The organism is Bifidobacterium sp. LH_230, from assembly GCF_056357555.1.
The window spans coordinates 1-24,205 of the sequence record NZ_JBKEWJ010000002.1; the positions used below are offsets into that span (position 1 = coordinate 1).

Here is a 24,205-nt window from a genome sequence, read left to right on the forward strand (position 1 = left end):
CGAACCGGCGGCAGCGCCGCCATCGCCACGCCCCTCGACCACATCGTCGTTCTTCAAGGTCACCATCATTCAATCCTTCCAGAATGGCAGCCCATACACAAACAATTAGACACCCTCAGACGGCGATCACCACCGCGCCCAACGTCAGCAGCAGGATCACCGCGCCGATGCGCGCGTCCGACGGCATCCCGGCCAGTCCGGCCGGTCCCGTCACCCAACGGATCAGCCACACCTGCAACGACGGCATCGCCATCACCAGCAGATTCGACACCCACATCGCGACTGTCATCGCCGGCTTCACCCGCAACGCATCCACCGTCGCCGACCACGCCGTCCGCACGGCATCGCGCAGTTGCGCGCCCACATTCCCCAACATTCGCATCCGTACAGCACTCACGCGCCTCATGGTACGCCGCGGGGGGGGGCTGTTGTTTCCGATGTTTTACAATGGGAGCCGACGGCAACGGCAAGGAGATGACCATGATTCCGATCGAGGATGTGTATCGACAGATCGTAGAATTCGCCGTCGCCGCGGGAGCTGAGAAGGTCGTGCTGTTCGGTTCGCGGGCCAAGGGCACCGCGCGTCCGAAAAGCGACATCGACATCGCGATCGCCGGTTGTCTCGATTTCGACCGGCTGTACCAGCGGTTGCAGGACGACCTGTGGTCGCTGCTCAAAATCGACGTGATCAATCTGGATGAGCCGATCACCGACGAACTGCGCGACGAGATCGCGACAACCGGAAAGGTCCTCTATGAAAAAGTATGAGAACTACGCCTCCGCCCTGCGTTCGTTGCGTCAGGCTCACGATCAGGACCTCAGCAATGAGTTCGTGCAGAGCGGCGTGATCGACAAGTTCGAGTTGCAGTTCGAACTCGGCTGGAAGCTGTTCAATGCGCTGCTCGCATACGAAGGCGATCCGGTGTCGGCCTCCGGCTCGCCCCGCGACGTGTTGAAAACCGCGTTCCAGTATTACGACTTCATGGATGAGACGACATGGTTGCGCATGCTGCGTGACCGCAACGATTCGGCGCATATCTACGACGCGGACAAGGCGTTGCGCTTGTTGGATGCGATCATCGCCGACTACATCCCCGAATTCGAGCGGGTGAATCAGGGACTGATCGAGCGATACGGTGCAATGCTGACCGAATAGGTGCTCTTAGCCTGGCTGTCTCTTGGCACGGCCATCTCTCTCACGGCCATCTCTCAGCGTGGCAGATTGGTTAGTCCGTTGCCGTATTGCCCCGCTGAGACCCCTGTCGGCGTGGTGTTTTTGCAACGGTCTGTTCATTTCGCCACGCTTGGCTGTCCCAGCGTTGCAAAACGGCTAGTTCTTCGCCTGATTGCTTCGCTGGGATGCCTGTCGGCGTGGTGTTTTTGCTATAGTCTATCCGTTTTGCCACGCCGAACCGAAATGCTAATCAGTTATGTCGTCGGCGGGCGTGAAATCGATGGTGAGGGTGCGGCCCATGCCGTGAGCCAGCGCTTCGAGCGTTTTGAACGACGGGTTGATGCGCGCGTTTTCGATGCGCGCGATGGTGATGCGCGACACCCGCGACCGTTCCGCCAGCTGGTCCTGCGTCAGTCCCGATTCCTTGCGCGCCCGTACCAGCGCCTGTCCGATCTGAGGGTAGATACCGTCCGATTCTTCTTTCGTCGTGCTCATAATCATGCTCGCTTTCTCTGGCGTTACTCCTGTCAGAAGTTATTGCAGCGGTTTTCCAATCAGACAGATACGTTTGACGGTTATTCGTCTATGTTTTTGCGTGGATATGAGCCATGATGTAATGGAATGAGAGCATATAAAGTCCATTCATTATCTTCGCTGTTAAACCGTAATTCGCCTCCAAGGGATGTGATTATCATATGATGCATGCGTAGCCCTTCTCCGGAAGCTGGCAGATTAGACACCATCTTTTCCTTGACGGTGTTGGTCTGTGTGATGGTAACAGCGTCATCGTTTTCCGTGACTATCATGTAATAGTTTGATTCGGCTGAACCGTGGCGAAGAATATTGGCGAATATTTCGGTAATTAAATGCACTATTTCAGTGCCCGTTGCATCTTCAATGCATGGAGATGCGTCTACGCTGATATCGATATGACCGGTGAATCCGTGTCTTTTAAGATTCTCTTGCCCTTCTCCTATGGATCGACGAATGTCGGTCCATGCATGTTTTGACGCTGGATGATCGGCATGGGTCGTTTCGCTGAGCGTGCTTATCATGGTGCGAATGTTGCGTAACGCATGCTCGCTGAGATGCATGATATCGGTCAAACGAGGATCCTGCGTCGTACCGTCGTCGATATTCTGTTGCGCCAGCAATATGATTCCCGTCAAATCTCCCGTTATTGAGTCATGCAGGTCGCGGGCCAAGAGAAGCTGCTGTTCGGCTTGCCGAATATGGTGGTATTCGATGTCCTGTTGCCGCTGTCGTATTGCAAGCCGCTCATTTTCCTCATGGACGTGAAGAATGAACCCGAAAACGTATGACATGGCAGCGAATATGAATGTGAGTCCCATATTCATCAAGGAGAACGTTGTCCATTGCCTGAACAATAGATAATTGTGCCATAGCAGGGTGCAGGCCGCGAGCACGACGGGGAATATGATATGCCGTGGTCTGCCGATATATGCGAATAATCCAAGGACGAAACACACCCCTATCTCGAGAATGGACCGCCCATATGATGATGGGCTTGCGAGAAGAATCGCAAATAGTGTTATTTCGGCATAGCCGCTGATTACCGGAATACACGGCAGTGTCATTAACGTCAGCGACTGGATGATGGCAACCGACCACTGCCAGATGTTTTCAGGCTTCATGATTGAGAATTGCAGCAGTGAGTATCCCGTGACTATCGTGCATAGTATGGCAAGAGTTTGGTTGTGCTGATACCGCTGTAATGCCGATGTCATGATATTCGGTATTCGTGTCATGCATGTACTTTCCGTGACCATAGGGCGATTGCTTCTCGTTTGCTGCCGACGCCTAATTTATGTACGGCATGGGCGATATGAGTTTTGACGGTCGACGCCGTGATTCCCAAAGAATGTGCGATTTGTTCGGAGGAATATCCTTGTGAGCTGAGCGAAAGGATGTCTTTTTCACGCGCGGATAATAACAATACGAATGGTTTGCCGGTTGACGTCAAACGAAGATGCGCGGTATGCGGGTCATCGAATTGAGCACCGAATGTCGGATCCGCTTCGAGCAGTGCCGTCATGACGTTTTCCAGCCGTCCGATTTTTTCTTTTGGCATCACTCCCTGCATTCCAACGCGCCGTGCCTCGTCGTAATATGCTGATGGCTCGTACGATGTGATGCCGAGCAGTATTATCCTGCCATTTTCATAACGCAGCGCTTCGCATAGATCGATTCCGGATAAACCTTTCATCGACATATCCACCAATATGAGTTCGGGCAGTGGCCTCATGCCGGCGACGGAACGTCGAACATGTTCGAGCGCGGACTGTCCGTTGCGTTCGGTCCACAGAATGCCGAATGATCCGGTTCGTCCGAGAAGCGATGCGAGAGCGTGAATCGAAAGCACGTCATTATCGACTATTGCAATCGAATGCGTTGTCTGCGGTGATGTGGTCATCATTGATGTCATCCTTTGGACTATGAAAGATTGCGAACGGAATTCGCATATCCATACGATATAGACAACGTTTGCAAGACGTTGCCAGCATACCACTTCAAAGAGGAAAGGAACAACAAGTATGGACGTATGGGACAAGATAATACGGCATGCAAATCATATTGGTCCGGCACGTTGCATATCTGAACGGCGGGAATGCATATGCGTAAATCAGGCATGATGCCATTGGCTGCGGCCGGATTGATCTTGCTCGTTACGTTGTCCGGCTGCGCGCCGTCAGGTGGAATGGCTGCGATTGACGGTGGTTCCGAGCCCGATTCTCGTTTTATGAATTGGGACAAGGCCAATCAGGAGTATCGGAAGACCGTGTCGTCCTTTCCGTTCGAACTGAAGAACGGGGATCGTTTTCCGCAGGATATGACCAAAACCGGCAGTACCGACGAGAACGGCGATCCGGTGCTGTATGAGCGGGGCAGCGGGGCAAGCCAGGCGTACTTTTTCTGGATGTGCTCGGTGGAGAAGGATGTTCTGGACCATGTGCAATCCGACCCGCAACAGGCTCAGACATCCATCGCCGAATTGCGGCGGGTGCTCGATACGGACTGGTACCAAGCCCATGTCGAGGACCCGGATCGGCGCTTCGTCAATGCGCTCGACGCGGCCGAACTGGGTGATATGTCGGGGCTGAAGCAAAATTTCGATGCGGGTGCATGCCTGAGTATCCTCGCTCGGCAGGATTCCTGATGATGGCGGTGATGATCCGGTGAACGTCATGAATCGAGGAATGGGTGCGATAGCGGGTGCAGGAGCACTCGCGATCGCATTATGCGGATGCTCGTCCGTACCGGTCGGCTCATCCGCACAGATCGATACGTCCGCTCCGGAGATCCGGACGGTGAGTGTGACCAAAGGAGCACTGGTTCCGGTCGCCTCATTCACCAACGTGGTGCGTTCCGCCGCCGCGTTCACGGTCAGCGCCCCTGCGCGCGGCTGGTTCCGCCCAACCGTGGAACTTGGCGCCTATGTGACGGCGGATGCCGTGCTCGGCTGGGTCGGAGGAACCAGGATCGCATCGCCCGTAGATGGAGTGGTCGAGGCCGTGGCCGCCGCCAATGACGTCGCCGCGCACTATCCGGTGTTCTCCATCCGATATACCGGCATGTCGTCCACCGTGGACGCTTCGGCGCTGCTGAAAACCGTGGGGATCGACACCGTGTTGCGGGGGCGGTTCCAGATACGCGACGGCCAGGGGCCGACGGACTGCTTGGCCGTCGTGGAAACATCCGTGGCTGCGTTTTCGGCAGACGATACCGCGGATGGCGCGACGAACGGCATCGCCGCCGTGATTCCGGACGACGATGATGCCAGAAACGTCGTTGCGATCGGAGCCGGAACCATCGCCGGCGGCGACGATTCCTCCGACGCGACGCAATCTGGGGATGATGGTGCGGCGGGGTCCTCGTTGGTGCCTCAATCGTCGTCATCGAACATGCAGTGCCTGTTCCCCAAAGACGTGTCCGCGCGCACTGGGCAAAGCGTCACCACCGTATTACGGGCACCGCAGACCGAGCGATCGCTGATCGTGCCGATCACGGCCGTGGCCGGGCGGAGCGGTTCGGGCGAAGTGTTGAAGAAAACCGACGACGGTTTCGAGAAGGTCAAAGTGACCTTGGGAGCCTCGGACGGCACTTCGATCATCATCATGTCCGGATTGCGGGAGGGGGATGAGGTATCCGCGGCAGCGCCGAATCTCGTCCCTCAGTCGGTCGGATCATGACCGTGAACGTGTGCGGCGTTTCATCCGACGAACATCGTCTCCAAACGATGTCGGAGCCGCTGATCTCGCTTGACCACGTGAGCGCAGGTATACGTTTGCCACGAGGCGGCAGACTGATCACCGTAGACGATGTGACGGCGACGTTCCAACGCGGCACCTCCACGGCGATCGTCGGTGCATCCGGCTCAGGAAAAACCAGCCTTGCGTCGATCATCGGGCTGCTCAACGTCGACTTCACCGGTGAACTGCGCTTCGCCGGTGAGGACATGTCACGTTGCTCGGACGCGCGGCGCGCGAAACTACGCAACGGGCATATCGGTTTTGTCTTCCAGAACTACTCGCTGATCGATCATCTGAACGTGTGGGAGAACGTGGCGCTTCCGTTGCAATACCAAGGGCGTGCGAGACGTTTGGCGCAACGACGGATCGCCATGCGCAGATTGGCCGAAGTCGGTCTGCGTGATCGTGCCAAGGATAGGCCTTCGCGGCTTTCGGGCGGCGAGCAGCAACGTGTGGCGATTGCCCGGGCGTTGGTCGCGAACCCCGATCTGGTGATCTGCGATGAACCGACCGGTGCCTTGGACACGGTCACCGGACGTATGGTGGCCGACATGCTGTTTCACCAGATACGCGATCACGGCACCACGTTGATTCTTGTCACTCATGACCCGCGACTCGCCGCACGATGCGAACGTGTGCTGCACATGAGCCAAGGAGGGTTGCGATGCTCGGCATGATCGTCAACGATCTGCGTCTCACGCCGTTGCGTACGGCGCTCACCGCGATATCCATGCTGATCGGCATTCTCGCCCTGATCGCTTCGGTACTGATCGGCACGTTGGGAACGGATTATCTTCAAGCGGTGCATGCGAGGATGAACGGTCGTGAACCTACATGGTGCGCCACGATCAACGGCACCGATCCGGGGAACGCGAACGCCGATCTTGCGCTCATGGATGCTCTGGCCGCATTCCCGGACGGCGCGATGAGCGTCGCCTACCAGCAGGACGATTTGACGGTTCGTGCCGAGTCGAACGGCATGTCCGCGGATATGCACGCGGAGTTCATATTGACCGATGCCCAGAGGCTCGCCGTATTCCCGATGAATGTGGATGGCGGTTGGCTCACCGACGCGGACGGGTTCGCTCCGGTCGAGGTCGTTGTCAATCGTGCCGCGTCGAATCTGATCGGACGGCACGATGGCATGATGGTGATCGGGATGCGCGGCTCCGCACAACAGGTCTCCGCCCGTATCAACGGCGTTGCCAACGATGGAGCAAGTGATGCCAGACTGTACGTAAACGCCGCGAGCCTTGCAACGTTCGCGCCGCAACTGTGGAGTCCGCAATCGTTGTCGGTATATTGGCATGGCGACGAGTTGGATGATCGACAAGTGGTCGGTGCCCTGAACGATATGCTTGCCGATACCATCGGCGGCGTCGCGGCGGGATGGTCTCGCGTCGACGGCGCGCAATCGTATGCTTCGGTATTGCTGTTCCTGCAAGTCGGCACCGAGATCACCGCATTGCTGTTGCTGTTGGTCTCGGCCATCGGATTGGTGAACATCGGCCTGTCCGGCATCGAACAGCGTTCCCGTGAACTGCTCATTCGCCGAGCGCTCGGTGCCACGCGAACCGCCATCGCCGTATTGGTGGTCGGCTCGTCGCTGCTGCTCGGCATATTGGTCGCCGCAATCGGCATCGCCATATCGGCCGTGCTCGTCGCAGTTGTTCCGCCTTTGCTCACGCTGGACGTGCCGCTGGAACCATCGCGGTATCCGACGGATGCCGCGCTCGCCGCATGCCTGGCCGCTTGTGCGACGTCATTGTTCGGCTCGCTGGCACCGGCCATCAAAGCCGCCCGTCTGCAACCCGCGTTGGCGTTGCGGTGATAAGTTGCGGTGACAACGCGACCCGAAGTGGCGATCGGACCCATCCCGCGTGAAGAATACGGGCATGGTCGCGGGTTGCGGTTTCGCGTTGCAACATGCGTCCGGTAGGGTAGTGGGCTATGTGTGGAATTGTTGGATATGCAGGAAACGTTGAAACCGCGTGCGGCAAGCCTCTGGAAGTGTGCTTGCAGGGCTTGAAGCGCCTCGAATACCGCGGATATGATTCGGCCGGCGTGGCCCTGTCTGCCCCCGGCATGGAGCAGGTCGCCGTACGCAAGAAGGCCGGCCGCCTCGCCAATCTCGTCGAGGACATCGAACGCAAGCCGATGCCGCTCGCCACGGTCGGCATCGGGCACACGCGCTGGGCCACCAACGGCGAGCCGTCCGACGTGAACGCGCACCCGCACACCAGCGCGGACGGCAAGGTCGCGATCATCCACAACGGCATCATCGAAAACGCCTCCCAGCTGCGACTCGACCTGCAGGCCGAAGGCTACCGGTTCTCCTCGAGCACCGACACCGAGGTCGCCGCGAAACTGCTCGGCAAGATCGTCGACGCGATCATCGCGGAGGACGGTAAGCCCGACCTGTTCAAGGCCGTGCGCCGACTCGCCCGCATGCTCGAAGGCGCGTTCACGATCCTCGCGACCGACTGCCGCCAGCCGGACATCGTCGTCGGCGCACGCCACGATTCGCCGCTCGTCGTCGGACTCGGCGACGGCGAGAACTTCCTCGGCTCCGACGTGGCCGCGTTCGTCGCGTACACCAAGCGCGCGCTCGAAGTCGACCAGGACCAGGCCGTGTGCGTTTCCGCCGACAAGGTGATCGTCACCGACTTTTTCGGCAACGTGATCGACGATCCCAAGACGTACACCGTTGACTGGGACGCGTCCGCGGCAGAAAAGGGCGGCTGGGACTCGTTCATGGACAAGGAGATCCACGAGGACCCGGCCGCCGTCCAGCGCACGCTGCTCGGCCGTCTCGACAAGCACGGCGATCTGAACCTCGACGAGGTGCGCATCGAGGAGCATGACTTCAAGGCGATCGACAAGATCATCGTCATCGCGTGCGGCACCGCCGCCTACGCCGGCATGGTCGCCAAGTACGCGATCGAACACTGGGTGCGCATCCCGGTCGAGGTCGAACTCGCGCACGAGTTCCGCTACCGCGACCCGATTCTGACGCCGCGCACGCTCGTCGTCGCGATCTCGCAGTCCGGCGAGACGATGGACACGCTCATGGCCCTGCGCCACGCCCGCGAACAGGGGTCCAAGGTGCTGGCGATCTGCAACACGCAGGGCGCATCCATCCCGCGCGAATCCGACGCCGTGCTCTACACGCACGCCGGTCCCGAGGTCGCCGTCGCCTCCACCAAGGCGTTCGTTGCGCAGATCACCGCCGCCTACGTGCTCGGCCTGTACCTCGCGCAGGTCAAGGGGGCGATGTTCCGCGACGAGATCCACGCCACGCTCGACGCGCTCAAGGCCATGCCGCGCAAGATCCAATGGATCCTCGACACGCAGGCCAAAGCCGTGCAGAAGGCCGCCGAACAGATGGTGAACGCGAAATCGTTCCTGTTCCTCGGCCGCCACGTCGGCTACCCGGTGGCGATGGAGGGCGCACTCAAGCTCAAGGAGATCGCGTACACGTTCACCGAAGGGTTCGCGGCCGGCGAATTGAAGCACGGCCCGATCGCGCTTGTGGACGAAGGCGAGCCGATCGTGTTCATTGTGCCGCCCGAACGCGGCCGCAACGTGCTGCACGCGAAGGTGATCTCCGGCATCGAGGAGGTCAAGGCGCGCGGCGCGTTCATCATCGCCGTGGCCGAGGAGGGCGACCCGGATGTGGAGCGTTACGCGGACGTCGTGTTCTGGCGGCCGCAGTGCCCGACGCTGATGAGCCCGCTCGTCGACGTGGTGCCGCTGCAGCTGTTCGCGATGGACATGGCCAAGCTCAAGGGCTACGACGTCGACAAGCCCCGCAACCTCGCCAAGTCCGTCACGGTGGAGTAGCAGTTCAGCCGCAAGATAGTTCCGGCGTGGTCCGGTGCCGGCTGACATATATGTTGCTCGACACGCTCCGGGCTGAGCCGTTAAGAGAACAGTCCAGTGGACTGTTCTCAGGCGAAGTGAGCAGCTTGCTGCGAAGAATGCGCGAAGCGCATTGCCAAGTCTTACGGTCGATCAACATATATGCCAGACGGCACCTCGTTTTTGTGGAATGTTACGGTTTGATCTATCTGCAATAAGTTTGATAAAACGTAACGTTATGTACTACATAGGGAACGGCCGGGATATGCGTTGACCGACCGTATGACTTGGCCGAGCGGCCCGGAGCGTGTCGGGCAACGCATATCCCGGCCGCTCCCGGTCACCGCTGGAACTGTGGAAAGTCGGGTGATCAATGACACAACGGCACCGATGGGTGACGGATGAGCCGCATATTCCGTTCGATTTTGACGTGCTGTATGAGGATGCGGGGATTGTCGTGATCGACAAGCCGCATTTTCTGGCGACCACGCCGCGCGGCATGTGGTATCGCGAGACGGCGTTGATTCGGCTGCGCGAGCGGTATGGCGAGCCGGATATCGTGCCGGCGCACCGGTTGGATCGGCTCACGGCCGGCGTGGTGGTGTTCGTGCGTGACCCCGCACTGCGCGGGGCGTACCAGATGCTGTTCCAGGAGCGACGCACGACCAAGGTGTACGAGTGCCTGGCACCGGCGGCGCCGATTCGCCGGCCGCAATACGGAACGGTGACGCGGCTCGAGCCGCCGCGCGTGTTTCCTCTGCTGCGGCGCTCACGCATCGTCAAGCAACGCGGGATATTGCAGGCGTATGAGGAGCCGGGCGAGGTCAATGCCGAGACGGTGATTGAACTGGGATCTGAGGCTTGCGCGCGTGACCCCCTCGGTCGGCTGCGCCGACAACTCCCCCTATCAGGGGGCACAGAAAAGCCAACGACGCGGCTTCCAACGTTCGGGAGTGCAAGGACAAAGCCGGTCCGCGCCTATACGCTGCATCCGCGTACCGGCAAAACACATCAGCTGCGAGTCCATATGAACTCGCTTGGCCTGCCGATCATCGGCGACGACTTCTATCCGCATATCGTCGAACGGGTCTACGACGACTTCAGCCAGCCGCTCGAACTCGTCGCCCGGCAGTTGTCGTTCATCGATCCCGTCACCCGCGAGCCGCGCACCTTCACATCCCGTATCCCGCTGGGCTGAGCCGCTCACAACAGATTTGCGTGACATTTTGGCTACTTCCGGTGCGTTACTGGCCAAAATGTCACGCGAACAGGCCCATATGCGTGACATGTGGGATAGGAGGCGCGTGCCGCTATCACAAACATCACGCATATGGGGCTGTCCGCGTGACATATGGGATAGGAGTCGTGTATCACTAGCCGGAATGTCACGCAAGGAGACCTGTGAGCGTGATGTTTTGGATAGGAGCTACGTGTCGCCGGCCAAAATGTCATGCGGACCGGCCGGCTGCGAGGGGTATCTTGCAGTTGTAGGGCATGCGTGACGGCTCGGCAGGGGTGAGTGACGGTTTGAGCCGGTGAAAAGGGCCATTTTCCAATGGTCGGTTTGCTCGTTGTCGATACGGTATGGCGACTTATGCCCTACAACTGCAAGATGTCCCCACTACAAGGCTCTTCACTGGTCTGCGAGGGCGAGAATCGCTGTTCGTTCTTGCGGTTCTTATGATGGCGTCTGTTGAAGCGGATTCCGTGGCGGCTCTTACTCGCTGAGCTGGGGGCGCTATCGGCGAAAGAGAACCGCCCATGTCCTGTGTCAGGCATTGAGATCGCGCACGGAGGCTCGTTCGACGAGAGCGGCGGGGATGACGTGCTTGACGCCGGTGGGCAGCGTTTCGCCTTCGCATTGGCGGGTCACCATCGAGAACGCCTCGCGGCCGATGCCGTCGAAATCCAGCCGCATCGTCGTCAGTTCCAGCCGCGGCACCGTGCCGACCAGCGAATCGTCCACGCCGATCACGCTCACGTCCTCCGGCACGCGCTTGCCGGCCGCGCGAAGCCCTAACATCGCGCCGTACGCCATCTGATCGTTCGCTGCGTACACCGCCGTGCAGTCCCGCTCATGCGCGAGCGCCAGCCCGGCCTGATAGCCACTATCGGCTTCCCAGTCGCCGATATACACCGGCGGCACTGGCAGTCCTCGCTGCTGAAGCGCCTGCCGCCAGCCGTCCTCGCGGTTCTCGGCCGCGACCGACGTCGCAGGTCCGGCGATGTGATACACCGTGCGATGCCCCTTGCCGGTCAGATAGTCGACCACGGCTTCCGAGCAGCCGTATTGGTCGGCGTCCACGGTGGGGCAGTGGTCGGTCGGCTTTTCCGAGATGATGACTACGGGCAGTTCGGCCGGTGGTTCGAAGGTCAGGAAATCGGCTGTCTGCTCCTCCATGACGACGATCACGCCGTCGACCGGCAGTTGCTTGACGCGTTCGACCGCCGCGCGCAGCGTGCGTTCGCGACCTTGGCCGATCGTGAGCATGGTGATCGCGTAGCCGTGTTCGTTGGCGGCGGTGGAGATCGCGTTGAGGATGCGCACGTTGCCGTATGCGCTCATGTTGAACATGACCACGCCGATGTCTTTGAACCGGCCGTGTTTCAACGCGCGCGCCGCGTAGTTCGGACGGTAGCCGAGCTTGCGCATGGCCGCCTCTACCTTCTCGCGCGTGGCGGCCTTGACGGCGGTGCTGCCGTTGGCGACGCGGGAGACGGTCTGCGGGGAGACGCCGGCTTCGATGGCGACGTCTTGCATGGATATCGTGGATGGACGGTTCATGATTCACTTCCGAACGGCGATGTTTTCGTTGCCATTATACGGGATGCTGCGGCGTGGTTCAGCATTATTGCCGGTTTGATAGAAATTTTTATGATGATTTGATTCATACGGCGTGCCGTGTATCAGCGGATGCGCTATGATGGCAGTGCGAAAGGAATGATAACGCAAACATTCATGTTCCGAACAATGACGAAAGGACAGCAATGACGCAGCGCAGAGCGTTCCGCTGGCCGCAACCGCTTGAGGGCCAGACGGCCCGAATCTGGTACGGCGGCGACTACAACCCCGATCAGTGGCCGGAGGAGGTCTGGGACGACGACATCCGCCTCATGACCAAGGCCGGCGTCAACCTCGTCTCCGTCGGCATCTTCAGCTGGGCGAAGATCGAACCGCGCGAAGGTGTGTTCGACTTCGACTGGCTCGACCGCATCATCGACAAGCTCGGCAAGGCCGGCATCGCCGTCGACCTCGCCTCCGCCACCGCCTCGCCGCCGATGTGGCTCACCCAGGCCCATCCGGAGGTGCTGTGGCAGGACTACCGCGGCGACGTGTGCCAGCCGGGCGCGCGCCAGCACTGGCGTCCGACCAGCCCGATCTTCCGCGAGTATGCGCTCAAGCTGTGCCGCGCGATGGCCGAACACTACAAGGACAACCCGTACGTCGTCGCATGGCACGTGAGCAACGAATACGGCTGCCACAACCGCTTCGACTACTCCGAGGACGCCGAGCGCGCCTTCCAGGACTGGTGCAAGGACCGCTACGGCACTATCGACGCCGTCAACGACGCGTGGGGCACCGCCTTCTGGGCGCAGCACATGAACGACTTTTCCGAGATCGTTCCGCCGCGCTTCATCGGCGACGGCAACTTCATGAACCCGGGCAAGCTGCTCGACTGGAAACGCTTCAGCTCCGACGCGCTCAAGGCGTTCTACATCGCCGAGCGCGACCTGCTCGAGGAGCTCACCCCGGGCCGTCCGCTCACCACCAACTTCATGGTCTCCGCCGGCGGCACCGGCCTCGACTACGACGACTGGGGCGCGGAGGTCGACTTCGTCTCCAACGACCACTACTTCACGCCCGGCGAATCCCACCTCGACGAGATGGCCTACTCGGCCTCCCTGACTGACGGCATCGCCCGCAAGAACCCGTGGTTCCTCATGGAGAACTCCACCGGCGCCGTCAACTGGCGTCCGATCAACTACCGCAAGGAGCCCGGCCAGCTCGTGCGCGACGCCCTCGTGCACCTGTCGATGGGCGCGAACGCGATCTGCTACTTCCAGTGGCGTCAGTCCAAGGCTGGTGCCGAGAAGTTCCACACCGCGATGGTGCCGCACGCGGGCGAGGACAGCCAGGACTTCCGCGACGTGTGCGAACTCGGCGAGGATCTGCAGCGTCTTGCCGACGCCGGCGTGCTCGACACGAAGCTCGCCAAGTCGCGCGTGGCCGTCGTATTCGACTACGAGTCCGAATGGGCCACCGAACACACCGCCACCCCGACCCAGCAGGTGCGCCACTGGACCGAGCCGCTCGCATGGTTCCGCGCGCTCGCCGATCTGGGCGTCACCGCCGACGTGGTGCCGATCCGCTCCGACTGGGACACCTACGAGGCCGCCGTGCTGCCGAGCGTGTACCTGCTCGACGAGGCCAACACGCGCCGCGTGCGCGACTACGTCGCCAAGGGCGGCAAGCTGTTCGTGACCTACTACACCGGCATCTCCGACGAGAAGGACCACATCTGGCTCGGCGGCTACCCCGGTTCGATCCGCGACGTGGTCGGCGTGCGCATCGAGGAGTTCGCGCCGATGGGCACCGACTTCGAAGGCGCGCTCGACCACCTCGAGCTGACCAACGGCGCGGTCGCGCACGACTTCGCCGACGTGATCACCTCCACAGCCGACTCTGCCCGTGTGCTCGAGACGTACAAGTCCGAACCGTGGGTCGGTATGAACGGCGTGCCGGCGATCACCGTCAACGAGTACGGTGACGGCAAGGCCGCGTACGTCGGTTGCCGTCTCGGCCGCGAGGGTCTGGCGAAGAGCCTGCCCGAGCTGCTCGAGGCGATGGGCGTCGACGTGGCGTCCGGCGAGGCCGGCGCGGGCGACGTGCTGCGCGTCGAGCGCACGAACGAGGCCGGCGACGTCACGTTCCACTTCCTGTTCAACCGCACGCACCACCCGGTGAGCGTGCCGGCCGACGGCGAGGTCGTCGTCGCGTCGCTCGCGCACACCGGCGACGACAACACGGTGACGATCGACCCGAACGGCGTCGCCATCGTCAAGCGGTAGCCTGATCGTCATGTCGAGCGAGTCGCGGCCGAGTCGAGAAATCTTGCGGAGCGTCTGTAAGATTTCTCTGCTCGCTGCGCTCGGTCGAAATGACATGGTGACTTGCGCTCGGTCAAAACGACGTAACGGTTTTCCGACGGTCGTTGTGGCTTGATAATCAGCGGCTCTCCTCATGGTATTGACGTGAGGAGAGCCGTTTTCTTATGCCTTCTTATGGCTCGGTGTGTAGACTCGATACGAGCATCAGTCATCGGCATCGAACGGAACAGGGGAGCGGCGAACATGAGCGCACGGCAGACGATCGACCACGCGCAACGCATCATGGCCGCGATCCTGTCCGCCGTCTGCCTGCTCGCCGTCGCCGCATGCGGCCAGCGCGACACGCGCACCGAAATCGTCGTCTGGTCGTGGGAACCGAGCATGAAGACCCTGGCCGAGGCATTCGAGGCGGCCAATCCCGACATCCGCGTCACCATCAGGGACACGAGCGGCTACGAGAACCTCAACAGCGCCATCCAGGACGGCTACGGTCTGCCCGACGTCGCCCAGCTCGAATACTTTGCACTGCCGCAGTACGCGGTCAGCAGCCAGCTGCTCGACATCACCGATCGGGTGAGCGGATACGGCGACTTCTACACGCCCGGCTCCTGGGGCTCCGTCCAGCTCGGCGGCCGCACATATGGTCTTCCGATGGACTCCGGTCCGATGGCGTTCTTCTACAACAAAGACGTATTCGAACAGGCCGGCGTGGACGCGGCGAAGATCCGCACCTGGGACGACTACTACGAGGCCGCGAAGAAACTCAAGGCGATTGACGTGTACATCGCCGCCGACTCGGGCGACGCGAGCTTCTACAACGCGATGATCTGGCTGGCCGGCGGCCGCCCGTTCCACACGTCGTCGGACGGCAAGACCGTCACCGTCGATCTGACCGGCGACAGCGGCACACGCACGTTCACCGAATTCTGGCAGAAGATGATCAACGAAGGGCTGATCGACACGACCGACAAGACATGGTCGGACGGCTGGAAGAAGAAGCTCGGCGCGGGCACGGTCGCCTCCGTGTTCTCCGGCGCGTGGATGCCGTCGCTGCTGCTATCGGACGTGCCGGGCGGCGCCGGACTGTGGCGCGTCGCGCAGATGCCGACCGAAGACGGGCGCGAAGCCACCTCGGAGAACGGCGGATCGGCGCTGAGCGTCCTGCAGTCGACCCGCAAGCCGGACGCCGCGTTCCGGTTCGTGGACTACGTGTGCCACAACGCGGCCGGCATCGCCACGCGCATCGACGGCGGCTCGTTCCCCGCCGACAAGTCCACGCTCGCCGACGCGGACTTCGCCAACAAGACCACCGTGCGCGACTCGCGCAACATCGACATCGCGTACTTCGGCGGCCAACAGTACAACAAGGTGCTCTCCGAGGCGGCCGAAAACGTGACGACCGGCTACCAGTACCTGCCGTTCGAGGTGTACGCGCGCAACGACTTCAGTTCGACCGTGGGCAAGGCGTACGACTGGTCGGCGGCCAAATACAAGTACGAAAGCGTCAAGGACCGCATCGAGGCCGGCGAGACCAAGCCCAACGGCAAGCCTCTCGAACTGCCCGAGCACCCCGGCAAGCGCATCACGCTGCTCGACGGCATCACTTCATGGCAGAAGGATCTCAAGGAGTATGGCTTGAACCAGGGCTTCACGATCAAGTAGAAGAGGTCATGGGATACGACCGTCGGCCGAGGATATTTTCACCAGTACGTGTCATTTCGAGCGAGGCTGAGCCGAGTCGAGAAATCTTCACGCCCGTTGATCGGCAGGAGATTTCTCCGCTCGCTTACGCTCGGTCGAAATGACAGGAGACTTTGCCGCATTGACTGCTACCGCGCGGTGTTGCGCTCGTAGATCGCGGCCATGCCCTTGAAGATCAGATCCGGATCGTATACGTCGATCAGCTCCGTGTCGTTCTCGAGCACGCGGCCGAGTCCGCCGGTCGCTACCACTTGGAAGTCCTCGCCGATCTCCTCATGGAACTGCCGGATCGTGCGCTCCGTGCCGCCCAGGAAGTTGTAATACAGGCCGGCCTGCATCGCCGTGCGCGTGTTCGTCGCCAGAATCGAGTTCGGCCGCGTGATCTCCACCTCCGGCAGCTGCGCCGTCTCGCCCCACAGCGCGGCCGCCGCGGTACGGATGCCCGTCGTGATGATGCCGGCCGTGATCGTACCCTTCGCGTCCACGTAGTCGAACGTCGTCGCCGTGCCGAAATCGACCACCAGCACCGGCCCGCCGTACGTCACGTACGCGCCGACCGAATCCGCCAGCATGTCCGCGCCCAGCGACTTTGGATCGTCGATGCGGATGTTGATGCCGGTCTTGACGCCCGGCCCGACCACCATCGGATCGACGTCGAGGAACTTGATCATGCTCGCGCGGAACGAATGCATCACCTTCGGCACCACCGAACAGATGATCACGTCATCCACGTCGTCCGGCGAGAAGCCGCTCAACTCGAGGAACTGCATGATCATGAGGCCGTATTCGTCCGACGTGTGGTTCGCCTTCGTGGTGATGCGGTACGTGCCCACGATGTCGCCGCGGTCCAGAAAACCGAGCACGATGTTGGTATTGCCGATGTCGACCGCGACAAGCATGAGATTTCCCTTCTGCCGAGTGGAATGCGCTGGGTATTCAGTGTAGTCGGTGCGGTAGGGTGACGCATGTGAATGACGACGAAAAACCTGCTGAGGAACGTGGAATCGCGCGACTGGACCGGCGCGGCGTGACCGTGCTCGTATGCACGGGACTCGCGTGCGGACTGCTGTCTGGACTGTTCGGCATCGGCGGCGGCACCATCATCGTGCCCGCGCTGGTATGGCTCGGCCTGAGCCAGCGGCACGCGGCGGCGACCTCGCTCGCGGCCATCGTGCCCACATCGATCTCCGGCGTGGTCTCCTACGCCACGGAAGGCAACGTGAACTGGCTGGCCGCCGCCCTGCTCGCCCTCGGCGTGATCGCCGGCAGCCAGCTCGGATCGCTGCTGCTGAGCCGTCTGCCCGAAGTCGTGCTGCGGTGGATCTGGGTGGCGTTCCTCGTGTTCGTGATCATCCAGCAGGTCACGTTCACGCCGCCGCGCGAAGGGCATCTCGTGCTGCACGTGTGGTCGGGCGTGTTCCTCGTGCTGCTCGGCGTGGTGACGGGCGCGCTCGCCGGCGTGCTCGGCATCGGGGGAGGGGCGATCATGATGCCGGCGCTCTCGTTCCTGTTCGGCGCGAGCGACCTGATGGCGCGCGGCACGTCGCTGCTGGTCATGTTCCCCGGCGCGATCTCCGGCACGGTCGCGAACTGGAAACGCGGGATCGTGCATCTGAAAAGCGGACTGATCATCGGATGCTGCGCGGTGCTGACCGCGCCGCTCGGCACGATGATGGCCGGCTGGCTCACACCGCGCGCCGGATCATTGCTGTTCGCCGCGTGGCTTACGTTCCTCGCCGTGCGCAGCACGATCGTCGCGCTCAAGGTGACCCGCGCAGACCGCGCGACGCACTGACGGCGTGTTGTGACATGTCTTCCAGCGAAATCACATCGATGAGGGTAGGATGGGAGGCGTTGTAACCGACAAGGGTGCGGCACGGCGCGTGGACGCGCGGGCGGCGCACCGCTGTTTCGAAGGAGAACCAGTATGGTCTATCGCATGATTTACCGGAGACCATAAGAAACCGCGAAATTCCAACGTTTTTAAGCCTACCAAAACCCCGAAAATCGGGGTTTTTCTTTTTACCCGACGTTTTATCATGGAGGCATGAAAGACACCAGCCTGACGGCCTCGCGGGGCCTCGCTACGCTAACACCGAGCATCACGGTGGTCAACACGCACGGCACAAAGAAGTATCGGGCCTACACCTGCTACCGCACAGCCGCCGGGGACTGGCGGCAAATCACGGGAAGCGCGCCCGTACCGGAAGTACCCGAAGAAGAAAACCCGGCCGTCCATGAACTGGCCAAGTCAATGGCCGTGACCGCGATGGAAAAGAACATGCGCCGCAAGCTTGCCACCGGCAAGACCGGCACACCCCGCACGCACAAACTCAGCGAGGCAATAGAGCTTTTCTGGAAGGACAAAACAAAGCGCAATGTAAGGGGCAACACGCGTTACACGTATGAAAAACAGCTTGCCGCCGTGGGCAAGCGGCTACCGGACAAGAGCATCAGCGCATACAGCACCGCCGAGCTACAGGCCGTCGTGGACGCAATACCTGAAGCGGCCAAGGTGCTGAAAAGCATATACTACCAAGCCGTCCGCGAGGGATGGATACGAGCGGCGGACGACCCGACGCGCTACCTACGTATTCCAGCCGCACCGAAGGTGCGCAAGGCGCAAGCAAAGCACACCGAGGACTGGATTAGTAATGCGCCGGGCCTACTCCTATGGCTAGCCGAGCCGAACACGACCGACCCCACCACAGGGGAGAAAGAGCAGAACCGGTTCCATCGGTTCTATGCGCTCTACCTCATGGAGATGGGTATGGGTCTGCGCCGCGAGGAAGTGCTGGGCCTTCAGTGGAGGGACGTGGATTTTGACCACCGGCGCGTGAACGTGGCTGAGCGCGCCATCATCGAGCTACGAGGGAAAGCGACGGTCAAGACCGGAGGCAAGACCGAATCAGCGGCAAGGCTCCTACCGCTATCGGGAAGAATAAACGACGTATTGCGTGCCAAGCGGGATGCCGAACGGGGCAAACCGGACGATTGGGTTTTCCGCACCAGCAAGGGCACGTTTTTCAAGCCGTCGTACCTTACGGCCATCTGGCAAGAATTGCTTCTGGCCTACCACAATTGGGCCGTGCAGGACGACATCGCCCGGAGCCAACGGACGGGCAAGCCGCGTCAATGGCCGGACGAGAAGGAAATGACGAAGAAGCAATGGAGCGCTATGGGGTACGGGCCGTGGAAATGGAGGCAACACGACAACAGGCATCTAGCCGAGAGCATCATGGAAATGTATTCAGTCGATTGGGCCGTTCGAAAAGACATACTCGGGCATAAGAAGGAAGCCGACGTAACCGCACGATACACGCACACTACCGAGCAGAAGCGTCGGGAGGCCATCGAACTAATTGATAGCGAACTGACCCCAAGGGAGCCGGAGGAAAGCTACCTCACAGCCGAGCAGCTACAGGCCATCGAGGAGGAACCCGACTACAACTGACAAGCGTGGTACGAGCGCGGTACGCGACGCACAACGCAACGCAACGCACGAGCATCGTCGGCACATGCGGACGCACCGCCGCCGAACGGCACACCCCCGGCGTTCCGCCGCGCAAAGCACGACTCCACGGCGGGGCACCGTTCGGCTTGCGGCACATCGTCCGCGCACCGCCGCCCCGTGCTTATGCGTCACTACTGGCACGGGCGTACCGCTACGGCCCCGTACCACGCCCCTACGGGGGTCAATCAATCGGGATGCCATTCTCATCGACCGGGAACGGCAACGCCGTTGGGCTGGACATGTCCACGGGGCATATGTCATCGTCCGTCACCGGCTGGGGTGTCTTGACTGGGGCCGTTTCGGTCTTCTCGACGTACCCGCGGCCATCAGCGCCCGAGTGCGTTACGCCGGTGGACTCGCTTATCATTGCCCGCAGTGATTCATCCGCGAGCTTTTCCGGCCATTCAGGACCTGCGACATGACGGAACTCGATGGTATCCCCGTCCGAGCTGAGCGACGCGCACACCGTACTAATGCGTCGGTTTATCGGCCCCTGTTTCGGTTCAAACTCATCGTAGCCGTACCAGCCGCTCATAGGTCTATTAGAAGTGAATATCACCGTGTCGTACAACGCCCTTTTGTTTGCATACCGGGCCGTCAACTCCACGGGATACCGGTCAGTCCAACGCAACACATCATCGAGTCTCATACGGCCATCAAAATCCTCAACGATGACCACCGACTCGCCCCTGTAAGCGTCCCAAGGATGTACGTAATCCGTCAGCCTGTATACGTCCCTATCATGCCGCTTACCATAGAGCCAAGCCCACAAGGATTTTCCTACGCCGGTTTCACCATACACGTACAGGCAACGCACATCACGCATACCTTTTCCCTTCTCCTTCATCCAAATCTCATAGGCCCGGTCAAGGTATTTTGCAAAGGCCAACAGCTTCGGGTCTTTCCTCATCAGCTCGTCAGGGTCAGCGCCTGTGAGAACCCTTTTCACCGCATCATCGCGGGTAGCCAAATCCGTTCGTTTGCCCTGCTTGGGAAACTCAAAGCCGGGAGACTGCCAAGGGCCTTCTATTCGCGTCTCCATCTTCGAGACGTACCGTGACGCCGCCTCAGGACGACGCGCCACTTCGATGCACGTCTGGTCTGGGAACAACTTAGCGAGACTACCGCCACGCATCTGCGGGGTGGCAATGAAAAAGCAATAGTGTCTCATGCCGTTGTACTTGCCGCCGTCCCCGTATAGCCAGCCTCCATCGGGGGCCTTGGGCCGAGGCCCTTTTTCCCATTTCCCCGTTTCCGGGTTCCAAACCGTGGAGCCGTCCCCCTCCTCCTTCTGGCCTATCCAAGACCACGACGGACGCCCCTCCAACACCTTCGTGATGATACGAACATCCCCATGAACGTATTTCGATGGAATGGTGATGAACCATGCCGAGGCATTCATGTCATGACTCAACTGCGAAATCTTCTTCTTCGACGGATAGCGGATTTCACGCACGAAAGACAAAGCCATTCCAAGCACCTCCATTTTTGTAGGGAAGTCCCCCCATTTTTGTAGGGAAGTTCCCGCCATGCCCGGAATACCGGAGAAACATATTCACCCAGACCAAGCACACAGTACTTCTCCATACATATTTTTTTTGTAGGGAAGTTCCCTGCATTTTGTAGAGAAGTTAAAAAGCCCCGCGAGGCCTACTCCCATAAGGGTTTTCATCATTTTGTAGGGAAGTTCCCCGTAATGTTGCGCGCCCGGGCGGCAAAGCCGCCCGTCGCGTCTGCGCCCCCTTACGGGGGCTTGACCCCCGCTGACGCGGGGGCCACGGGGAACTTCCCCCAGTGTCCACATTTGTGGACATTACTTCTGCCGGGACTTACGCCAGCTCAACGCATCAGTGAGTCGGTACCACGCCCGCCCGTTCTGCTTCTTGATGGAGTCGCGGAAAACGCCCTGCGCCGTCAAGCGCATTATCTGTGTATCCGAGACCTCACCCAGTACGGCGACATCGGACTGAGACACGTAGGGTTCGCCGTCAATAATTCTCATCATCGTTCTCACCTCCCTTCTCGTTCCAGTAGGCCTTATAAGCCCGTTCCCGGCTATGACTCCATGCCTCGGCCAGCTCGCGGACGAAAAGCCCAATAACAAGAGCAAGAACCGCAACCCATACCGGCACGCGCGTAGACACCAGCCATTCCAGTACGTCATGCACCGTCATCGACCCGCCTCCGTATCTTGCGAAGCCCGCGCCTCGGCTCGTTGCTGTTTCCATCGCTCGTAACCGCCCTTAGAGACCTCGATACGGCCGTTATGCGGGGGTCTATCTCCTCCTCCGTCAGCCCCTCCAGCCGGTCGGGGTTCGTCACGTCGAGGGGTTTCTGCTGGGCCTGTAGCCGTGCCAGTTCCCGGCGCACCGCCACCCCCACGAGCTTTGAAATCGTCATGCCCGGCATCGCCGCTGCCCACATCCTGAGGGCCGAGTACGTCGCCGGTTCCAGCCAAGCCTTCACGGGCCGCTTTCGTCCGTCCATGATGAAAATCCTTTCCGTCAATCCAAACCAACGCGACGAACACCGTTGCCGCCGTTATCAGCCCCAGCAGAAAGCCGAGAACAAAAGACGCAAGAAGCTCAATCATGCGAAGCCTCCCATCGAAGCTCCTGGGCTTCCTCGCGTTTCTCATTCCGCCACTCACGCTCCATCTGCTCAGCAAGCGTGTCGTGTGTTTCGCCATCGCGCAGCATCTGCGATTGCATACGTCGAACGTCAGCCATGCCTTTTCGCATCAGCCCCGCATTGAATGAGACCGCGAGCGGTTCGAAAAGCACGTCTTCGGCAATGGCCGAATCAATGGACATCATCCCAATCAACCCCCATTGCCCTTCTACTGCAATAGGTTTATTGCCGAAGTAGTGCCAAAGCTCCACATACTCGGGCAAGCTCATATCCGTTCCCTGCAATGCCTCAGCAAGAGGCACGACACCGCTCGGAATAGCCATAAGAACACCTCCTTACGAGGGGCGGGGCCGAAGCCCCGCCAGTCGTACCAGTCCGATTACTTGCCTTGCACGGGCTCGAGGTCGTCCACGATGACGCTATAGCGCACTGAAGCATACTTGCCGCTCACTGCGGCGTATGGTGTTACGATGACCTTTTCCCCAGCCGGGGCGAGCGGTATGTATTGCGGCCAGTCCTTAGCGACGCGGGCCTTGACGCTGATGCCCTCGGCCACGACCCACGCCCCGGCATCATTCTGAATCTGCACGACCACACCGCGAAGGGGATAGACCGGCTTGCCGTCAACCAGCTTCTGCGTAGTGGAGGGCTTGCCATCAGCTCCACGCTCCATCTGAGGCTCCGCATCCTTATAGCCCTGAAGGCAAACGATACGCATCAGCCAAGCGCTCGTAGGAAGAACGAGCCGAGAAATCCTACCGTCCATGATGAACGTCCTTTCAGTATTCGCATCGGCCTTTCCGACGTGTCACCGTGGATATATCGGACGTGCGATTTTTCAAAAACCCCGGTGGACTGGGGGTTTCTCGTGAAACGGGAAGTAGTTAATATATTCGTAACATAAGTTTTACAAACACGTAACATTAGCTCGAAAAGCGGATTGCAGAGGCCGTGAAAACGGGGCCTGTAAGGGGCCTGTAGGTGACGAAAAGTCGCCGTGGCCGATATTAACCTTGCGAGGCCGGAAAGACCGGCACGGAAAGGCAAAACATGAAGACGATACGAATCACGAGCGACCGGGGGCTGGCCTTGCCCCAAGGACTCGAAGCTGCCTATGAGGGGAATGCAACCGTGGTCGTTTCCGGCATGCCGATGGAGATTGTACGCGAGGACATTCTGGACGGCGCGACCCGGATTGCAACCGCCGCGATGGAATGCCTCGGACTGCCTCTCTTGAGCGAGGAGGAAATGCCCACAGAAGACGACAAGCAAAGGCTGCTGGACGTCTTCAATGATTGGTTCTTTGAAGACCGGCCAAAAAGCGAACGGGACACGTTCGACACATATAACACCGCCGCCATCCGAGGTACGGGCCCACTGACATGGGACTGGGACATTTATAGGCCCAGCAAATGGCTTCTATGCCGGTGCCTCTCCGCATGGGTACTATGCCCCGAAAACATGGTAGGCATACCCTGCGCCGAGGCGACAATACGCAAGACAAAGCGAAAGTGCCCCAAGCTCCACCTGCCCGCCATGGGAACGAGCCAAACCTACGCCGCCACCGGGATGCTCGACGATGCGGCATGTTGGATTCGATACGCAAAGAGCCTCCCCGATACCGAGCTGCAAATGCTGCTCAGCAGTGCGGTGGATGACCCCCGGTTTGCCATGCAGCAGCTATGCAAAGCGCGGGGAATACTCTACGACATTCGCTAACACACAACATGCGGGATGTCATACCATCCCAGCCTATAATCATTCGTAAAGGTGTCGTGTTCTTTTACCGGACTTTTTACCGGGGAGAATACGACACCAGCAAAACCCAATAGTTCCAATGCAAAGGAGCATATTTATGGTCTACCGCATGATTTTGCATCCCATATACTGAATCGTTGAAAAATAGCCATTTCTTCTTCCTGACGTTGCGCAAAAGCGCAACTT

The 24,205-nt window shown here is 60.2% G+C and carries 25 protein-coding genes; 13 read left to right on the plus strand and 12 right to left on the minus strand.

Features of this window, described 5'->3' with window-relative positions:
- Positions 1–115: 115 nt before the first annotated feature.
- Positions 116–376, minus strand: coding sequence for a hypothetical protein (locus AC1A0G_RS01050; RefSeq protein ID WP_476526846.1), 261 nt, complete (start codon positions 374–376; stop codon positions 116–118).
- 104 nt (positions 377–480) lie between these two features.
- Between AC1A0G_RS01050 and AC1A0G_RS01055 the strand changes: the two genes are divergently transcribed.
- Both AC1A0G_RS01055 and AC1A0G_RS01060 read left to right on the plus strand, forming a co-directional pair.
- The gene (locus AC1A0G_RS01055) at positions 481–768 is read left to right on the plus strand and encodes a nucleotidyltransferase family protein (protein ID WP_476526847.1); all 288 of its coding nucleotides are present in this window, start codon (positions 481–483) and stop codon (positions 766–768) included.
- Complete coding sequence (locus tag AC1A0G_RS01060; protein WP_476526849.1) at positions 755–1,156, plus strand: HI0074 family nucleotidyltransferase substrate-binding subunit; 402 nt, start codon at positions 755–757, stop codon at positions 1,154–1,156. Before AC1A0G_RS01055 ends, AC1A0G_RS01060 begins: the two co-directional genes overlap by 14 nt.
- A 264-nt stretch (positions 1,157–1,420) precedes the next feature.
- On the opposite strand, the gene AC1A0G_RS01065 is transcribed toward AC1A0G_RS01060, so the two are convergent.
- From AC1A0G_RS01065 to AC1A0G_RS01075, 3 genes are all read right to left on the minus strand, one after another.
- Positions 1,421–1,669 carry a helix-turn-helix transcriptional regulator gene (locus tag AC1A0G_RS01065; RefSeq protein ID WP_219069054.1) on the minus strand — a complete coding sequence of 83 codons (249 nt, stop codon included), beginning with the start codon at positions 1,667–1,669 and terminating at the stop codon, positions 1,421–1,423.
- A gap of 80 nt (positions 1,670–1,749) precedes the next feature.
- Positions 1,750–2,964 (minus strand): sensor histidine kinase, encoded by a 1,215-nt coding sequence (locus AC1A0G_RS01070; RefSeq protein WP_476526851.1) that lies wholly within the window; start codon positions 2,962–2,964, stop codon positions 1,750–1,752.
- Positions 2,940–3,611 (minus strand): LuxR C-terminal-related transcriptional regulator, encoded by a 672-nt coding sequence (locus AC1A0G_RS01075; RefSeq protein WP_219069051.1) that lies wholly within the window; start codon positions 3,609–3,611, stop codon positions 2,940–2,942. Before AC1A0G_RS01075 ends, AC1A0G_RS01070 begins: the two co-directional genes overlap by 25 nt.
- Positions 3,612–3,809: 198 nt before the next feature.
- Between AC1A0G_RS01075 and AC1A0G_RS01080 the strand changes: the two genes are divergently transcribed.
- From AC1A0G_RS01080 to AC1A0G_RS01105, 6 genes are all read left to right on the plus strand, one after another.
- Positions 3,810–4,352, plus strand: a complete 543-nt coding sequence (locus tag AC1A0G_RS01080) for a hypothetical protein (RefSeq protein WP_219069049.1) — start codon at positions 3,810–3,812, stop codon at positions 4,350–4,352.
- A gap of 40 nt (positions 4,353–4,392) precedes the next feature.
- On the plus strand, positions 4,393–5,385 hold the full coding sequence (locus AC1A0G_RS01085; protein WP_476526853.1) for a hypothetical protein: 993 nt from the start codon (positions 4,393–4,395) through the stop codon (positions 5,383–5,385).
- A 47-nt stretch (positions 5,386–5,432) separates the two neighbouring features.
- A complete protein-coding gene (locus AC1A0G_RS01090) occupies positions 5,433–6,122 on the plus strand; it encodes an ABC transporter ATP-binding protein (protein ID WP_219069191.1) in 690 nt (229 codons plus the stop codon).
- The gene (locus AC1A0G_RS01095) at positions 6,110–7,276 is read left to right on the plus strand and encodes an ABC transporter permease (protein WP_476526855.1); all 1,167 of its coding nucleotides are present in this window, start codon (positions 6,110–6,112) and stop codon (positions 7,274–7,276) included. The genes AC1A0G_RS01090 and AC1A0G_RS01095 overlap by 13 nt, the downstream gene beginning before the upstream one ends.
- Before the next feature lie 119 nt (positions 7,277–7,395).
- Positions 7,396–9,288: a glutamine--fructose-6-phosphate transaminase (isomerizing) gene (gene glmS / locus AC1A0G_RS01100; protein WP_476526857.1), complete on the plus strand. Its 1,893-nt coding sequence runs from the start codon at positions 7,396–7,398 to the stop codon at positions 9,286–9,288.
- A gap of 391 nt (positions 9,289–9,679) precedes the next feature.
- Positions 9,680–10,504: a pseudouridine synthase gene (locus AC1A0G_RS01105; protein WP_476526858.1), complete on the plus strand. Its 825-nt coding sequence runs from the start codon at positions 9,680–9,682 to the stop codon at positions 10,502–10,504.
- A gap of 573 nt (positions 10,505–11,077) precedes the next feature.
- On the opposite strand, the gene AC1A0G_RS01110 is transcribed toward AC1A0G_RS01105, so the two are convergent.
- Positions 11,078–12,067, minus strand: a complete 990-nt coding sequence (locus AC1A0G_RS01110) for a LacI family DNA-binding transcriptional regulator (RefSeq protein ID WP_476527118.1) — start codon at positions 12,065–12,067, stop codon at positions 11,078–11,080.
- A gap of 227 nt (positions 12,068–12,294) precedes the next feature.
- Between AC1A0G_RS01110 and AC1A0G_RS01115 the strand changes: the two genes are divergently transcribed.
- Both AC1A0G_RS01115 and AC1A0G_RS01120 read left to right on the plus strand, forming a co-directional pair.
- The gene (locus tag AC1A0G_RS01115; protein ID WP_476526859.1) at positions 12,295–14,376 is read left to right on the plus strand and encodes a beta-galactosidase; all 2,082 of its coding nucleotides are present in this window, start codon (positions 12,295–12,297) and stop codon (positions 14,374–14,376) included.
- A 321-nt stretch (positions 14,377–14,697) separates the two neighbouring features.
- Complete coding sequence (locus AC1A0G_RS01120) at positions 14,698–16,077, plus strand: ABC transporter substrate-binding protein (RefSeq protein WP_476527119.1); 1,380 nt, start codon at positions 14,698–14,700, stop codon at positions 16,075–16,077.
- 167 nt (positions 16,078–16,244) lie between these two features.
- Here AC1A0G_RS01120 and AC1A0G_RS01125 read toward each other — a convergent pair whose 3' ends face one another.
- Complete coding sequence (locus AC1A0G_RS01125; RefSeq protein WP_476526860.1) at positions 16,245–17,015, minus strand: type III pantothenate kinase; 771 nt, start codon at positions 17,013–17,015, stop codon at positions 16,245–16,247.
- A 68-nt stretch (positions 17,016–17,083) separates the two neighbouring features.
- Here AC1A0G_RS01125 and AC1A0G_RS01130 point away from each other — a divergent pair, with 68 nt between their 5' ends.
- Together AC1A0G_RS01130 and AC1A0G_RS01135 are read left to right on the plus strand one after the other, a co-directional pair.
- Positions 17,084–17,911 carry a sulfite exporter TauE/SafE family protein gene (locus AC1A0G_RS01130; RefSeq protein WP_476526861.1) on the plus strand — a complete coding sequence of 276 codons (828 nt, stop codon included), beginning with the start codon at positions 17,084–17,086 and terminating at the stop codon, positions 17,909–17,911.
- 252 nt (positions 17,912–18,163) lie between these two features.
- Complete coding sequence (locus tag AC1A0G_RS01135; RefSeq protein ID WP_476526862.1) at positions 18,164–19,570, plus strand: tyrosine-type recombinase/integrase; 1,407 nt, start codon at positions 18,164–18,166, stop codon at positions 19,568–19,570.
- 241 nt (positions 19,571–19,811) lie between these two features.
- On the opposite strand, the gene AC1A0G_RS01140 is transcribed toward AC1A0G_RS01135, so the two are convergent.
- The 6 genes from AC1A0G_RS01140 to AC1A0G_RS01165 form a co-directional block, all read right to left on the minus strand.
- A complete protein-coding gene (locus AC1A0G_RS01140; protein ID WP_476526864.1) occupies positions 19,812–21,101 on the minus strand; it encodes a hypothetical protein in 1,290 nt (429 codons plus the stop codon).
- Positions 21,102–21,443: 342 nt separating this feature from the next.
- Positions 21,444–21,635 (minus strand): hypothetical protein, encoded by a 192-nt coding sequence (locus AC1A0G_RS01145; protein WP_476526866.1) that lies wholly within the window; start codon positions 21,633–21,635, stop codon positions 21,444–21,446.
- Complete coding sequence (locus tag AC1A0G_RS01150) at positions 21,619–21,804, minus strand: hypothetical protein (RefSeq protein ID WP_476526868.1); 186 nt, start codon at positions 21,802–21,804, stop codon at positions 21,619–21,621. The genes AC1A0G_RS01145 and AC1A0G_RS01150 overlap by 17 nt, the downstream gene beginning before the upstream one ends.
- The gene (locus AC1A0G_RS01155) at positions 21,791–22,117 is read right to left on the minus strand and encodes a hypothetical protein (protein ID WP_476526870.1); all 327 of its coding nucleotides are present in this window, start codon (positions 22,115–22,117) and stop codon (positions 21,791–21,793) included. The genes AC1A0G_RS01150 and AC1A0G_RS01155 overlap by 14 nt, the downstream gene beginning before the upstream one ends.
- 98 nt (positions 22,118–22,215) lie before the next feature.
- Positions 22,216–22,584, minus strand: a complete 369-nt coding sequence (locus AC1A0G_RS01160) for a hypothetical protein (protein ID WP_476526871.1) — start codon at positions 22,582–22,584, stop codon at positions 22,216–22,218.
- 56 nt (positions 22,585–22,640) lie between these two features.
- On the minus strand, positions 22,641–23,027 hold the full coding sequence (locus AC1A0G_RS01165) for a hypothetical protein (protein ID WP_476526873.1): 387 nt from the start codon (positions 23,025–23,027) through the stop codon (positions 22,641–22,643).
- A 284-nt stretch (positions 23,028–23,311) separates the two neighbouring features.
- Here AC1A0G_RS01165 and AC1A0G_RS01170 point away from each other — a divergent pair, with 284 nt between their 5' ends.
- Positions 23,312–23,980, plus strand: a complete 669-nt coding sequence (locus AC1A0G_RS01170) for a hypothetical protein (protein WP_476526874.1) — start codon at positions 23,312–23,314, stop codon at positions 23,978–23,980.
- The last annotated feature ends 225 nt before the right edge of the window (positions 23,981–24,205 follow it).

Bases quoted from the DNA above. Each gene is read 5' to 3' on its own strand.
- AC1A0G_RS01050 (WP_476526846.1), bottom strand. From the start codon at position 376: ATGTTGGGGAATGTGGGCGCGCAACTGCGCGATGCCGTGCGGACGGCG.
- AC1A0G_RS01055 (WP_476526847.1), top strand. From the start codon at position 481: ATGATTCCGATCGAGGATGTGTATCGACAGATCGTAGAATTCGCCGTC.
- AC1A0G_RS01060 (WP_476526849.1), top strand. From the start codon at position 755: ATGAAAAAGTATGAGAACTACGCCTCCGCCCTGCGTTCGTTGCGTCAG.
- AC1A0G_RS01065 (WP_219069054.1), bottom strand. From the start codon at position 1,669: ATGAGCACGACGAAAGAAGAATCGGACGGTATCTACCCTCAGATCGGA.
- AC1A0G_RS01070 (WP_476526851.1), bottom strand. From the start codon at position 2,964: ATGGTCACGGAAAGTACATGCATGACACGAATACCGAATATCATGACA.
- AC1A0G_RS01075 (WP_219069051.1), bottom strand. From the start codon at position 3,611: ATGATGACCACATCACCGCAGACAACGCATTCGATTGCAATAGTCGAT.
- AC1A0G_RS01080 (WP_219069049.1), top strand. From the start codon at position 3,810: ATGCGTAAATCAGGCATGATGCCATTGGCTGCGGCCGGATTGATCTTG.
- AC1A0G_RS01085 (WP_476526853.1), top strand. From the start codon at position 4,393: ATGGGTGCGATAGCGGGTGCAGGAGCACTCGCGATCGCATTATGCGGA.
- AC1A0G_RS01090 (WP_219069191.1), top strand. From the start codon at position 5,433: ATGTCGGAGCCGCTGATCTCGCTTGACCACGTGAGCGCAGGTATACGT.
- AC1A0G_RS01095 (WP_476526855.1), top strand. From the start codon at position 6,110: ATGCTCGGCATGATCGTCAACGATCTGCGTCTCACGCCGTTGCGTACG.
- glmS (WP_476526857.1), top strand. From the start codon at position 7,396: ATGTGTGGAATTGTTGGATATGCAGGAAACGTTGAAACCGCGTGCGGC.
- AC1A0G_RS01105 (WP_476526858.1), top strand. From the start codon at position 9,680: ATGACACAACGGCACCGATGGGTGACGGATGAGCCGCATATTCCGTTC.
- AC1A0G_RS01110 (WP_476527118.1), bottom strand. From the start codon at position 12,067: ATGCAAGACGTCGCCATCGAAGCCGGCGTCTCCCCGCAGACCGTCTCC.
- AC1A0G_RS01115 (WP_476526859.1), top strand. From the start codon at position 12,295: ATGACGCAGCGCAGAGCGTTCCGCTGGCCGCAACCGCTTGAGGGCCAG.
- AC1A0G_RS01120 (WP_476527119.1), top strand. From the start codon at position 14,698: ATGGCCGCGATCCTGTCCGCCGTCTGCCTGCTCGCCGTCGCCGCATGC.
- AC1A0G_RS01125 (WP_476526860.1), bottom strand. From the start codon at position 17,015: ATGCTTGTCGCGGTCGACATCGGCAATACCAACATCGTGCTCGGTTTT.
- AC1A0G_RS01135 (WP_476526862.1), top strand. From the start codon at position 18,164: ATGAAAGACACCAGCCTGACGGCCTCGCGGGGCCTCGCTACGCTAACA.
- AC1A0G_RS01140 (WP_476526864.1), bottom strand. From the start codon at position 21,101: ATGGCTTTGTCTTTCGTGCGTGAAATCCGCTATCCGTCGAAGAAGAAG.
- AC1A0G_RS01145 (WP_476526866.1), bottom strand. From the start codon at position 21,635: ATGATGAGAATTATTGACGGCGAACCCTACGTGTCTCAGTCCGATGTC.
- AC1A0G_RS01150 (WP_476526868.1), bottom strand. From the start codon at position 21,804: ATGACGGTGCATGACGTACTGGAATGGCTGGTGTCTACGCGCGTGCCG.
- AC1A0G_RS01155 (WP_476526870.1), bottom strand. From the start codon at position 22,117: ATGGACGGACGAAAGCGGCCCGTGAAGGCTTGGCTGGAACCGGCGACG.
- AC1A0G_RS01160 (WP_476526871.1), bottom strand. From the start codon at position 22,584: ATGGCTATTCCGAGCGGTGTCGTGCCTCTTGCTGAGGCATTGCAGGGA.
- AC1A0G_RS01165 (WP_476526873.1), bottom strand. From the start codon at position 23,027: ATGGACGGTAGGATTTCTCGGCTCGTTCTTCCTACGAGCGCTTGGCTG.
- AC1A0G_RS01170 (WP_476526874.1), top strand. From the start codon at position 23,312: ATGAAGACGATACGAATCACGAGCGACCGGGGGCTGGCCTTGCCCCAA.